Source organism: uncultured Paraglaciecola sp. (genome assembly GCF_943787955.1).
Classification (GTDB): domain Bacteria; phylum Pseudomonadota; class Gammaproteobacteria; order Enterobacterales; family Alteromonadaceae; genus Paraglaciecola.
On the sequence record NZ_CALSOK010000017.1, the window covers coordinates 53,532 to 65,767 of the forward strand.

Consider the following 12,236-nt stretch of genomic DNA (forward strand, 5'->3'; position numbering starts at 1 on the left):
TTTAAAAACGCCACGCCACAAAACGACTGACTTTTTGTCCTTGTGCCATCTCGATAGTTTTAATATCGGTGATACCCAGTTCACGCAAACTTTTGTATATCTGAATGAGGTTGTCTTTCTTCGAAACCAAGCTACTAAACCAGCGTATTTGGCTTGCATAGTCACGGCTTTCAACAATCATTCGCTGAATAAACTGTAATTCTCCTCCCTCGCACCAGAGTTCATTTGATTGCCCAGCAAAATTAAGTGTAGCGCTTTGCTTTTCTGCACTTAGGTGGCTGCCCCGTTTTGTCTTATTCTTGGTTAGATTCTGAATTTTTCGCTGGGAAACAGCTTTAGCCTGCTCAGCCGATTGATGAAAAGGCGGATTACACATACAAAAATTAAAGTACTCATTTGGTTTTACTACACCACTGAAAATATGTCGTTGGTTATCTTGTTGCCTAACATCAATGTCATTAGTTAAAACCGAGTTTGAATTAATAATAGCGTTAGCCGATTTAATCGAAACAGCATCAATGTCGGTTCCCACCATTTGCCAACCATAAGATCTAGTCGCAATAATCGGATAAATAACATTTGCACCTGTGCCAATATCTAAACCTCTAATAGTCTTGCCTTTAGGCACCTCTCCTTGATTATCTTTGGCTAATAGATCGGCTAAGTAATGAACATAATCGGCCCTACCTGGAACGGGAGGGCATAGATATCCTGCTGGCATATCCCAAAATTTCACCTGATAATAGTGTGATAATAATGCAGCGTTAAGAGCTTTCACACCATTTGGATTGGCAAAGTCTATCGTTTTGCTACCATCAGGCTTAATGAGAACATGTGGTTGCAAAGCAGGATAACTCTGCACTAGCTGCGTTAACGGGTAACTATCTTTATGTAAATTTCTGGAATGTTTCAATGTGTGGCACTAATCTATTTTATTTTATTTTATTTTATTTTATTTTGGGATAACATATCTAACGCTAAAGCTTCTGCCACTTTAATACCATCAATGCCTGCCGACCAAATACCTCCTGCATAACCAGCACCCTCTCCAGCAGGATATAACCCCCCCGTATTAATACTTTGCAGGTCTTTGCCACGTTTAATACAAATAGGTGATGAAGTGCGGGTTTCAACGCCCGTCAACAACCCGTCAGCTTTGGCAAACCCTTTGATTTTTTTATCAAAGGCAGGAATGGCCTCTTGAATAGCTTCAATAACGAAACTTGGTACGACTTTAGATAAATCTGTCAACGTGATACCTGGCGTATAGGAAGACTTTACCACGCCAAGCTGCTCACTCGACTTTCCTTTTAAAAAATCGCCAATCAATTGCGCGGGTGCGTGATAATTTTCGCCACCCACTTTGTAGGCAAGCTCTTCAAGTCCGCGCTGTAAGGCAATGCCCGCTAAAGGGTGTTCTGGATAGTCTTGTTCAGGTGTAATGCCCACAACTATAGCACTATTTGCATTACGCTCATGACGTGAGTATTGGCTCATGCCATTGGTCACGACTCGTCCCGCTTCAGATGCAGCGGCCACCACGGTTCCACCAGGACACATACAAAAACTATAAACCGAACGACCATTTTTACAATGGTGTACCAACTTATAGTCCGCAGCACCTAAAATAGGATTGCCTGCATTATCTCCGAAACGACTTTTATCTATCATCGACTGTTCGTGTTCTATTCTAAAGCCAATTGAAAACGGCTTAGCTTCTACATAAACACCTTGCTCATGTAACATTTCGAAAGTGTCTCGTGCGCTATGTCCCACAGCTAAAACAGCATGTTCACAAACCAAATGTTCACCGCTTGATAAATGTAAACCTTTAAGTTGGTTGTTTTGAATATCTACCTTATCAACTCTGGTACCAAATCGAATCTCACCGCCTAACTCGGTAATTTGTGCACGCATCTTTTCGACCATGTTAACCAACTTAAATGTGCCGATATGCGGTTTGCTAACATATAAAATTTCTTCTGGTGCGCCAGCTGCCACGAACTCATGCAGCACTTTGCGACCATAATGCTTACGGTCTTTGATTTGACTATATAACTTTCCATCTGAAAAAGTACCTGCTCCACCTTCTCCAAATTGTACATTTGACTCAGTATCAAGAGGTTTGTTACGCCAGAAACCAAATACATCTTTGGTACGTTCACGGACCGCCTTACCGCGCTCTAATACTATGGGTTTAAAACCCATTTGCGCCAATATCAAGGCAGCAAATAAACCGCAGGGACCAAGGCCAATAACCACTGGCCGAGAAGTCAGTTTTTGTGGTGCCTTAGCAACAAACTTATATGTCATGTCCGGGGTTTCACGTACATGGGGATCGTTGACAAACTGCGCTAGTAGATTAGCTTGATTAGCCACCTCAATATCCACAATATAAATCAGCAAAATATCAGCTTTGTTGCGCGCATCATAAGCACGTTTAAATACCTCAAAAGACAGCATATCTTCTGAGGCAATTCCCAACTTCTGCAAAATGGCAGCTGGCAGTGCCTCTTCATTATGATTTAAAGGTAATTTAACTTCGTTTAAACGCAACATAAGGTTTCCAATGATAGAACATAAATAACTCACCTCTATTAGGCGAAGCCCAGCATTTTTTGAGGCAGTGTATTTTATGACAGATAGGATACTTACGATAGGTAAATTCTATATTGAATTAGAGACACAGTTGTTGTTTTTTGCTGTCGCTACTTTATGATCGATAAATGAAAAAAATAAAACAAAGATATCCACAGCCATGACCTTTGTCGTTACTGACAGTTGCATTAAATGTAAATATACCGACTGTGTACCTGTGTGCCCGGTCGATGCCTTTTATGAAGGTGAAAACTTCTTAGTGATCCATCCCGACATTTGCATAGACTGCGGTCTGTGTATCCCTGAATGTCCGGTAGACGCAATATTTCAGGACTGTCATTTACCTGAAAATCAACAACACTATTTACAACTCAACGCCGAGTTAGCTGAAGTATGGCCAAATATTATTGAGCTTAAAGCACCGCCTGCAGATGCAGATGAATGGACAGACATAGATAGCAAACTACCTTTACTCGTCAAATAAACATTTTTCTGACTAAAAAGGGGCCATCTGCACTTGAACACACCAACCTAAGGAACACTGATACAAAAAACGGCTAACATGCTAGCCAAAATATTTGACTGGAATATCCCTTGGGCAGTTGCGGCAAAAGGCGAAGGCAAGATTATTCACTTAGGTACAGATAATACATAGCTAGTGTTAAATAGCCGCGAAAATAAACACTATACAAATACTTCTAACAAGACCATCGTCAATCTTGACCATATTGGTATTCAAGTCGATGATTTAGATATTATCGAAAAAAGAGTCAAAGCAAAGCTCGCAACCTTTAATTATGAACCTAGAAGACGTTTTTATTTTAATTTTGATGAAAAATTAGAAATAGAAGTACTGAGTTATCACGAGTGATTAATGAATAACAGATAGCAAAAACCCGCCAGAAGGCGGGTTTTCTTATTAAGTTAACGATAACGCAAAAATTAAATTAACCTAGCTTTTCTTTGATACGTGCAGAACGACCAGAGCGCTCTCGCAAGTAATAAAGTTTAGCGCGACGAACAGCACCACGACGTTTCACTTCAATAGAACTGATTGCCGGGCTGTGTGTTTGGAATATACGCTCAACACCTTCGCCGTTAGAAATCTTACGAACTGTAAAAGCAGAGTGTAGGCCACGGTTACGTTTAGCGATAACTACGCCTTCGTAAGCCTGGAGACGTTCTTTTTCGCCTTCTTTAACGCGTACTTGCACAACGACTGTGTCACCAGCACTGAATGCCGGAACGTCAGTTTTTAGCTGCGCTTCTTCAATTTTCTTGATGATGTCTTGATTTACTTTACTCATCATATCCTCTCATACTAGATTAACTGTCATTATGCTGCGGCAAACTTTGTAGAAATAAATCTAACAACGTTTGCTGCTCCTCAGTCAGAGCTAGAGCGTTTAATAATTCAGGGCGTCGTTGCCAGGTTCTACCTAACGACTGTTGTAACCGCCACTGCCTGATTTTTTTGTGGTCACCACTTAACAACACCTTTGGAACAAGCTCACCGTCCAAGTTTTCTGGCCGGGTGTAGTGCGGGCAATCCAACAAGCCATGACTAAAAGAGTCTTGCTCGGCAGATTGTTCATGCCCTAACACACCGGGTACAAATCTTGAAACTGCATCCATTAAGACCATCGCAGGGAGTTCGCCGCCACTTAACACGTAATCACCAATTGACCATTCCTCGTCAACCTGTGTTTGTATTACCCGTTCATCGATACCTTCATACCGACCGGCTACTAGGATCAAACTTTCATTTTCAGAAAGCTGTTTCACCCCTGCCTGATCCAGCTTTTTCCCTTGGGGAGAAAGGTAAACCACTTTTGTTTTTCTTCGGCCAGCTGCTTTAGCTGCCAGAATAGCGTCTTTTAATGGCTGAACCATCATCAGCATGCCAGGTCCACCACCGTATGGCCGGTCGTCAACAGTGCGATGTTTGTCGAAAGTAAAGTCTCTTGGATTAAAACACTCTACTTGTAACAACCCGGTTTTCACCGCTCGCCCTACTACTCCCTGCTGGGTAAAAGTCTCAAACATTTCTGGAAAAAGACTAATAACACCATACCAACGACTCGGTTCCCGACTAGGTTCTTGCATTAAAATGCAGGATCCCAATCCACTGTGACCGTCTTCGCCTGCCGGTCCACTTGTTTAATCACTTGATCTAACAAATAAGGAACCATGCGTTCTTTTTGACCAAAAGCATCATTCAAGTTGGCTTTCACTAACAACACATCGTTAGCGCCGGTTTCGAATAACTCTTTAATCACACCCAAGTTGTAACCTTTATCGGTAACGACTTGCATGCCGACTAACTCACGCCAATAAACATCGCTGTCATCTAATTCAGGTAGCATTGCTGCTTTAATGGAAATCTCAAGATTTTTGATACCTTCGGCATCGTCTCGATTATCCACCCCAACCAGTTTGGCAACTAAACCTTTATTGTGGGTTCGCCACTGGTCTACGACATACTCTTTGCCTTCTTGCACTTGACCTAAAAGCCAAGGAGTGTAAGCAAACACGCCGTCTAAATCGTGGGTATAAGAGGTGATTTTGACCCAACCCTTCACACCGTAAGGTGCTCCGATAATGCCAATCACTAATGTGTCAGACGCAAGACTCATTTCTTAAACCTTTTTTTGCAACTGCAATTAAGCTGCTGCTTTTTGTGCATCTTTTACCAAGCGTGCAACACGGTCAGATAAGCCAGCGCCTACCCCAACCCAATGCTCAACACGGCCCAAATCCAAGCGTAAACGCTCTTCTTGACCCATTGCAGTTGGATTGAAAAAACCAATGTTTTCAATAAAACGGCCATCGCGTGAACGACGACTGTCTGCAACCACTACTTGATAAAATGGACGCTTTTTAGCGCCACCACGCTGTAAACGAATAGTAACCATATATGCCTCAGACTCGTTGTAGCGTTTTCGTTAACTTAATTTACCTTTAGTTCTGACAGTTTTTAGCCAGATAAAAGGCCGCCGTATTTTACGGGTTTGGAGCAGTTATGCAAGTATAATTAGCAGAAGAGGTAATATTATCGAGTCTGAATGACAGATATTGTTTTACAGCTTAATCTTGATAGGCACATTTTATGTTTTATCAAGAAAACCAGTAGATTATTAATAAGAAAAACCAAAATATAAGTTAAGGCATCCCCATAGATTTACGCAGCTAACAGCCTCCCACCCAAGGATTTAAAGCTTGGCTAAAAACAGCTCCGTGGATATAATATTCAAATTTTCAAGGGATCGTCACTCCAATTTTCTGCTCAGTAAGTTCAACTCCATATTAAATATTAAGGCAATTTTGCCTATCTTCAATACCCAACATACCTCACCAGAAAACAAAAACTGATCAACATTGTGTTGGGCTATAAACACATAATTTAATCAAGTTTATGCCCTGTAGTGGCATACTTCATTGTGTGAATGAAAGACACCAACCTGCTAGGCTATAAATGTTGTATTCAGACAAAAATATAAATGCAGTATAACTAACAGCAGTTAGGTATCAGGAGTACTGCCCCTCACAAATAGTGTTTTCAATAACCTGCCTCCTCATGACCATCATTCGCTGCAAAAACCTGTACCATAAATTAACAACCCTAAATAATTTAGAGATTGAGTAACCTTAGCTACTCAATATTTTAAGGGGTAATGACAAAGCACTTTATCTGTCTGTCCCACAAACCAAATAATGTCACTTAAGCCACCCAAAGTGATTACGTACCACAACATAGAAATAACTTGTGCATAAAGATTAAGGGGCAATAACTCACTTAGGTGCCTGCGTTTATATTCAAAGAATATTTCCACACTACCTATGGCAAGTAAAAAACCTAACAAAGCTAAACCAAAGTGATAACTGATATACACACCTAACATGGCTCCCAATGCGCAGGCGACGATACCCACTCGAGAGTTAATTGAAAAAGCGATACTTTTAAGCACATGGCCACCATCTAGAGGCAATACAGGTAACATATTAAATAAATTGAGCAGCGCATTAAATACCGCTAAACCTGCAAGTACTTCTATATCGGTAAGCCAATATCCCACTAAACAAACAATAGACAATATTAAGCCAAAAAATGGCCCCATAATTGAAATGACAATATCTTGCCAGCGTGTATTAATTTTGTCGTCGCTGAGAGCCAAACCACCCACAAAGGGAATAAGGTAAATACCTTTTGTTTTCAAACCAAAGTACTTCATCGCCTTGATATGACCATATTCATGAAACACCAAACACAATATAAGGGCTATGGCAAACTGAATAGAAAACAACCAACTATAAGCGGCTAAACTGCCTGCAGCAAATAACACTTTAATCACCTTGGCACTTTTAAAAAGTTTTAAACCCAGCCCCCCCATGCCAATAAAACTAAATTTCATCGGTTGCTTTTTACCTTGAATGACTTGCCTTTGCTCTATGTCTTTTTCGGTCAGTGTATTTTCATCTATGAGTTCATCATTCACTAAAAGTTGGAATTGCAGTTCAAAAGGCTGCCATTGCAAAGCGCCTTTTAGCAACACTTGAACGTCGCCCTGCTCACTTTGCAGGGAAAACTGATGTGAAAAATGTTCATTGTCGGCACTGGCACTCACTTGCGAAACGCATTGTTCCCCCCAGAACAATTGTTGCCACCCAGCCATTGAACCTTCTAACTTAAGTGTTTTACCTAAACACTCTATTGCTAATAATTGCACTCTATGAACTCAAAAAATAAAACCTAGCCTGATTATTGCTATATTTTTTGATGGGACAAGGTTTATCGACGATAAAGGTTAAAAAGCAGATAAATGCAGTGGATAGCTAAAAGCAAAAAATATTGAACCCCAGAGAAAATTGAGAGCACGGAGTAAGAATCAAGAGCTGAAATGTCTGGTTAATTTATCTTAATTTGGACTAGGCTACATTCAGTAAAAATAAATTACCGAAAGATTGAACTAAACCCGTTATTACTTCTCTGATTATATAGTTTATGTGTGTGTTCTCTTTTTAAGCCTGATGATTTATCAGGCTTTTTTTTGCCTACTATTTAACTGCCCTTAATCAGTAGTGACCATCACGTGAAATGTAGTGGTCAGCTATTGCATTGAATAGCTAAAGATGTTGAACCACAGTGCACACCAAGATCACTGATAAATAATCAACACAATACGATGACTATCCTGTTAGTTTTTGATGGATGCAGTGAATAGTAGATCGTAAGCGTCCGGTGATCCACGCCTAGCAGTCATCCATTATTCATTCGAAAATACTTCCTCACTGTAATGGGAGGTATTATGAAGCATAAAACACTAGATGAATGGCAGAAATTGATAAGCCAACAACAAACGAGTGGGTTAGCCATTGTTGATTTCTGTAAAGAGCACAGAGTTAGCACATCAAGTTTTTATAAATTTCGTGGGCGATTACAACAGCAAGTTAACCCGCCTCGTTTTGTAAAAGCTAGCAAGTCTGCTATCGACGCGACTATTCAACCATCAGTATCTGTCAGATTGGGCGAGGTTTCGTTATCTTTTTCGACGTCTTGCGAGCCTGTTTGGTTGGCAAGTTTCGTTAAGGCACTGCAATCATGAGAATGTTCGTTGAGCCAGATGACATTTATTTGCACCTTGAGCATGTTGATTTTAGAAAGTCGATTAATGGCTTGCTGGCGATTATCGAAAGTGAATTAACATTAAACGCATTCTCCGGTGCATTATTTATCTTCTGTAACAAAAAACAAGACAAACTCAAACTCTTATACTGGGATAAAACCGGGTTTGCATTATGGTACAAACGGTTGGAGAAACAACGCTTCAAATGGCCTAAGTGTGGCCAACTCAAACACACTAATTTGAGTGAGCAGCAGTTAACATGGTTGCTCGGTGGCTATGATGTCGTTGGACATCGCAGCTTGGATTACACGGCCTCTGGGTTATAACGTACGATCATAAGTAGCATTTAACGATCACGTTTTAATCTAATTGAAAACAGTCACTTAGGGTTATAATAAGTGACATGAATAAAGCCCAACTACGCCAACAAATAGCCGAGCTTAGCAAGCAAGTTGAACGATTAGAAAGTCGCAATCAGTTTCTTGAAGAGCAGTTTCGTCTTGCCCAACAAAAACAATTTGGGGCGAGTAGCGAAGGTCACCCTGGTCAAGGTGAATTGTTTAATGAAGCAGAAGAGCTGGTTGCTGAAACACCTGTCGAAAAAGAAGACATCAGCTACACACGCAATAAACCTAAGCGTAAACCATTACCAAAAACATTACCTCGTGAAGTGGTTATCCATGATATTGCACAGGAAGATAAAGTCTGTGCTTGCTGTAACAATGAATTGCACAAGATAGGTGAAGACAAGACTGAAAAGCTTGAATTCATCCCTGCTCAAGTTAAAGTGATAGAGCATGTTCGTCCTAAGTATGCGTGTCGTGTATGTGAAAAGGACGGCATTAGCAATCACATCAAACAAGCACCGGTGCCACCTTCAGTTATCCCTAAAGGTTATGCGACACCAAGCTTACTTAGTCAGGTAATCACCAGTAAATATCAATTTGGGTTGCCACTGTATCGTCAAGAAGCGATGTTCAAACAATACGGTATTGAACTGAGCCGCAAAACTATGGCCGATTGGATGTTGAGGTGCGCTGACTTGCTCACACCGCTATATGACCATTTACACGAATTGATACTTAAGCAAGGCGTCATTGCCGCTGATGAAACCACCTTAAAAGTCGTCAGCGAAGATAAAGCGAAATGCTATATGTGGGTGTATACCTCAGGCGCCGACTCACCTGAAGGGAAATTACCCAATACTGACATCCCAAATATCGTGCTGTACGACTATCAATCGAGTCGCGCGGGTCAATGTGCCGTGGATTATTTACAGGGTTACAACGGGTATCTACAAGTGGATGGCTATGCGGGTTACCACAAAACCCAAGCGACACTCGCAGGCTGTTGGGCCCATGCGAGACGTAAATTCGTTGAAGCCAAAACCGCACAGGGCAAAAAATCTAGCGGCAGAGCCGATTGGGCACTTAACCATATTCAAAAGCTGTATCGTATTGAAACGCAAATAAAAGCGAGTGCACCTGATAACAGGCGGAAAGTAAGGCAGGAAAAGAGCACTATATTGCTCAAACAGTTCGAAGCGTGGCTGATAAAATCAGAGTCGCAGGTATTGGCAAAAAGCAAATTAGGCGAAGCCATCACCTACTGCTTAAATCAGTGGAGTAAACTCAACACTTACACCCAATATGGTCACCTGAACATCGATAATAACCGCGCTGAGCGCGCGATAAAACCCTTCGTCATAGGCAGAAAGAACTGGTTGTTTAGTCAAACGGCCAAAGGCGCTAAGGCCAGTGCCATACTGTACAGCATTATAGAAACTGCAAAGGCAAACGGACTAACGCCGTTCGACTATATGATGCATTTACTTGAACAAGTCTCGGTTCAAAACACCGATATCGAGCCACTGCTACCATGGCGATTTGCTAAAGACTAGGTGGGATTGCCGGACGCTTACCTCACAGCGGCCTGATTCAATTCCCAAATGACTGCTTAGCCTAAGTAAACGGACTGTGGTGAAATACAATTTTTTGGTAATCTATCGCAGTAATATGGACATTAACGCTGCGCTCACCGGCAAGCTTTAAGCGCAGCGAGGAGCTTGTCCGAGTGAAGCGCCTTGTTAAATTTTCCATGACCCTTTATAAACTCATACATGACAATCTCTTCGGCTAAATATTGTCGAAGTTGTTTTTCGAGTTCATGGTCTAAAGAAGTAGAAAACTTAGGTGATATATTTTCATGTGGTATCTCGATTTCTCGCCCTATTTTTTTAGATAGAAAGTCAGCGACTAAGTCTAGCCTATTCATTGGCATTATATGATCTACGCCAATCTCCACCATTAGTCATAGTTAGGAAGTCGTATTGACTTGCCAAATTTGCAAATGGCTTCCTTTTTCCTTCAGAAATATATTCTTTGATATATTCATTGTAACTCATGCCACCGGTGTAATTTCGATGATTTGGATGATTCGGGTTTTTTAATTTCATCTCTAGTTTTATAGCGATACCTGCTTTCCATCCTTTCTAAAGGATCTCTTATCAAACTGAAAGATTCTATCTCTACATTTGGAAGCAGTTTCTTGTGCGCAGAAAATATTGTTTCAGAGAATAATTGAGCATTAATGTGTTTTAATTTGGGATGTCCCGAAAAATTTATATTGCAAAATGGTTGTATAGCCTTTTCAATAGATGTTGATGCACACTTTCGGCATGCACAAAAAAGCAATACCATACTTAGTAGACATCTGCATAACACGTATCCTGTAATTTAAACGCTTATTATCGAGCATGTCGTATATGTAACTCTCGATTTGATTTTTATTTTCGTCAATTTCAGTACTTACCTATTAATTTTTATGTGATATTTTTCACTTTCATGCCAGCAAGACCGCAAAGAATTGAAAAGCAAAAGGAGACCTGACTTTAACGCGACTTTTCTGCTTCCTATTAAAAACTATGTGAATAATATTTTCCATAATTAAATGAATAACTTAGCGTATTTTTGAAAAAACAAAACGAGACCTAAGGAATTTACATAATAGGAAGCAATCTTGGCATTATTTTAAAATATGCATTATATCTGTATATAAAAACAGTATGATTTGCAGAGGGTAATATTATGTCAAAGTCACCTTTTATAGAATATGTTTCGAACTATTTTGCGAACCAAAAGGTATAGCATAAAAACTGAAAAGGCCTACCTTCATTGGATTAGGCGATTTATTTATTTCAAACGGCAAGCGTCACCCTAAAGATATGTAAGCGTCCGGTGATCCACGCCTAGCAGTCATCCATTATTCATTCGAAAATACTTCCTCACTGTAATGGGAGGTATTATGAAGCATAAAACACTAGATGAATGGCAGAAATTGATAAGCCAACAACAAACGAGTGGGTTAGCCATTGTTGATTTCTGTAAAGAGCACAGAGTTAGCACATCAAGTTTTTATAAATTTCGTGGGCGATTACAACAGCAAGTTAACCCGCCTCGTTTTGTAAAAGCTAGCAAGTCTGCTATCGACGCGACTATTCAACCATCAGTATCTGTCAGATTGGGCGAGGTTTCGTTATCTTTTTCGACGTCTTGCGAGCCTGTTTGGTTGGCAAGTTTCGTTAAGGCACTGCAATCATGAGAATGTTCGTTGAGCCAGATGACATTTATTTGCACCTTGAGCATGTTGATTTTAGAAAGTCGATTAATGGCTTGCTGGCGATTATCGAAAGTGAATTAACATTAAACGCATTCTCCGGTGCATTATTTATCTTCTGTAACAAAAAACAAGACAAACTCAAACTCTTATACTGGGATAAAACCGGGTTTGCATTATGGTACAAACGGTTGGAGAAACAACGCTTCAAATGGCCTAAGTGTGGCCAACTCAAACACACTAATTTGAGTGAGCAGCAGTTAACATGGTTGCTCGGTGGCTATGATGTCGTTGGACATCGCAGCTTGGATTACACGGCCTCTGGGTTATAACGTACGATCATAAGTAGCATTTAACGATCACGTTTTAATCTAATTGAAAACAGTCACTTAGGGTTAT

Annotated in this window: 16 protein-coding genes and 1 pseudogene; 8 read left to right on the top strand and 9 right to left on the bottom strand. The window is 40.5% G+C overall.

What is annotated here, in order from left to right:
* Window position 1 precedes the first annotated feature (1 nt).
* Both rlmF and Q0Y52_RS15760 read right to left on the bottom strand, forming a co-directional pair.
* Window positions 2–913 (bottom strand): 23S rRNA (adenine(1618)-N(6))-methyltransferase RlmF, encoded by a 912-nt coding sequence (gene rlmF, locus Q0Y52_RS15755; RefSeq protein WP_297823267.1) that lies wholly within the window; start codon window positions 911–913, stop codon window positions 2–4.
* Window positions 914–942: 29 nt separating this feature from the next.
* Window positions 943–2,559 carry an NAD(P)/FAD-dependent oxidoreductase gene (locus Q0Y52_RS15760; RefSeq protein ID WP_297823270.1) on the bottom strand — a complete coding sequence of 539 codons (1,617 nt, stop codon included), beginning with the start codon at window positions 2,557–2,559 and terminating at the stop codon, window positions 943–945.
* A gap of 199 nt (window positions 2,560–2,758) precedes the next feature.
* Here Q0Y52_RS15760 and fdxA point away from each other — a divergent pair, with 199 nt between their 5' ends.
* Both fdxA and Q0Y52_RS15770 read left to right on the top strand, forming a co-directional pair.
* Window positions 2,759–3,082, top strand: coding sequence for a ferredoxin FdxA (gene fdxA / locus Q0Y52_RS15765; RefSeq protein WP_297823272.1), 324 nt, complete (start codon window positions 2,759–2,761; stop codon window positions 3,080–3,082).
* A 174-nt stretch (window positions 3,083–3,256) separates the two neighbouring features.
* On the top strand, window positions 3,257–3,469 hold the full coding sequence (locus Q0Y52_RS15770) for a hypothetical protein (RefSeq protein ID WP_297823275.1): 213 nt from the start codon (window positions 3,257–3,259) through the stop codon (window positions 3,467–3,469).
* A 76-nt stretch (window positions 3,470–3,545) separates the two neighbouring features.
* On the opposite strand, the gene rplS is transcribed toward Q0Y52_RS15770, so the two are convergent.
* The 5 genes and pseudogenes from rplS to Q0Y52_RS15795 all read right to left on the bottom strand — a co-directional run bounded on the left by rplS (window position 3,546) and on the right by Q0Y52_RS15795 (window position 7,325).
* On the bottom strand, window positions 3,546–3,905 hold the full coding sequence (gene rplS / locus Q0Y52_RS15775) for a 50S ribosomal protein L19 (RefSeq protein WP_007621759.1): 360 nt from the start codon (window positions 3,903–3,905) through the stop codon (window positions 3,546–3,548).
* 19 nt (window positions 3,906–3,924) lie between these two features.
* Window positions 3,925–4,704, bottom strand: a complete 780-nt coding sequence (gene trmD / locus Q0Y52_RS15780) for a tRNA (guanosine(37)-N1)-methyltransferase TrmD (protein WP_297823279.1) — start codon at window positions 4,702–4,704, stop codon at window positions 3,925–3,927.
* The gene (gene rimM / locus Q0Y52_RS15785; RefSeq protein ID WP_297823282.1) at window positions 4,704–5,234 is read right to left on the bottom strand and encodes a ribosome maturation factor RimM; all 531 of its coding nucleotides are present in this window, start codon (window positions 5,232–5,234) and stop codon (window positions 4,704–4,706) included. Before rimM ends, trmD begins: the two co-directional genes overlap by 1 nt.
* Before the next feature lie 27 nt (window positions 5,235–5,261).
* The gene (rpsP, locus tag Q0Y52_RS15790; RefSeq protein WP_007639666.1) at window positions 5,262–5,513 is read right to left on the bottom strand and encodes a 30S ribosomal protein S16; all 252 of its coding nucleotides are present in this window, start codon (window positions 5,511–5,513) and stop codon (window positions 5,262–5,264) included.
* A gap of 733 nt (window positions 5,514–6,246) precedes the next feature.
* Window positions 6,247–7,325 (bottom strand): annotated as a pseudogene (locus Q0Y52_RS15795) (site-2 protease family protein).
* Between the two features lie 579 nt (window positions 7,326–7,904).
* On the opposite strand from Q0Y52_RS15795, the gene Q0Y52_RS15800 reads away from it, so the two are divergent.
* From Q0Y52_RS15800 to Q0Y52_RS15810, 3 genes are all read left to right on the top strand, one after another.
* Complete coding sequence (locus tag Q0Y52_RS15800) at window positions 7,905–8,201, top strand: hypothetical protein (protein WP_297816924.1); 297 nt, start codon at window positions 7,905–7,907, stop codon at window positions 8,199–8,201.
* Window positions 8,198–8,548, top strand: a complete 351-nt coding sequence (gene tnpB / locus Q0Y52_RS15805; protein ID WP_297816922.1) for an IS66 family insertion sequence element accessory protein TnpB — start codon at window positions 8,198–8,200, stop codon at window positions 8,546–8,548. Before Q0Y52_RS15800 ends, tnpB (Q0Y52_RS15805) begins: the two co-directional genes overlap by 4 nt.
* Before the next feature lie 77 nt (window positions 8,549–8,625).
* Window positions 8,626–10,122, top strand: a complete 1,497-nt coding sequence (locus Q0Y52_RS15810) for an IS66 family transposase (protein WP_297816919.1) — start codon at window positions 8,626–8,628, stop codon at window positions 10,120–10,122.
* A gap of 134 nt (window positions 10,123–10,256) precedes the next feature.
* Here the strand turns inward: Q0Y52_RS15810 and Q0Y52_RS15815 are convergent, their stop codons facing one another.
* Both Q0Y52_RS15815 and Q0Y52_RS19610 read right to left on the bottom strand, forming a co-directional pair.
* On the bottom strand, window positions 10,257–10,502 hold the full coding sequence (locus Q0Y52_RS15815; RefSeq protein ID WP_297823287.1) for a hypothetical protein: 246 nt from the start codon (window positions 10,500–10,502) through the stop codon (window positions 10,257–10,259).
* A gap of 110 nt (window positions 10,503–10,612) precedes the next feature.
* A complete protein-coding gene (locus tag Q0Y52_RS19610) occupies window positions 10,613–10,921 on the bottom strand; it encodes a sulfotransferase family 2 domain-containing protein (protein ID WP_366939303.1) in 309 nt (102 codons plus the stop codon).
* Window positions 10,922–11,333: 412 nt separating this feature from the next.
* Here Q0Y52_RS19610 and Q0Y52_RS15820 point away from each other — a divergent pair, with 412 nt between their 5' ends.
* From Q0Y52_RS15820 to tnpB (Q0Y52_RS15830), 3 genes are all read left to right on the top strand, one after another.
* On the top strand, window positions 11,334–11,441 hold the full coding sequence (locus Q0Y52_RS15820) for a phage integrase N-terminal SAM-like domain-containing protein (protein WP_297823290.1): 108 nt from the start codon (window positions 11,334–11,336) through the stop codon (window positions 11,439–11,441).
* 84 nt (window positions 11,442–11,525) lie between these two features.
* Window positions 11,526–11,822 (top strand): hypothetical protein, encoded by a 297-nt coding sequence (locus Q0Y52_RS15825; protein ID WP_297816924.1) that lies wholly within the window; start codon window positions 11,526–11,528, stop codon window positions 11,820–11,822.
* Complete coding sequence (gene tnpB / locus Q0Y52_RS15830; RefSeq protein ID WP_297816922.1) at window positions 11,819–12,169, top strand: IS66 family insertion sequence element accessory protein TnpB; 351 nt, start codon at window positions 11,819–11,821, stop codon at window positions 12,167–12,169. The genes Q0Y52_RS15825 and tnpB (Q0Y52_RS15830) overlap by 4 nt, the downstream gene beginning before the upstream one ends.
* Window positions 12,170–12,236 lie beyond the last annotated feature (67 nt).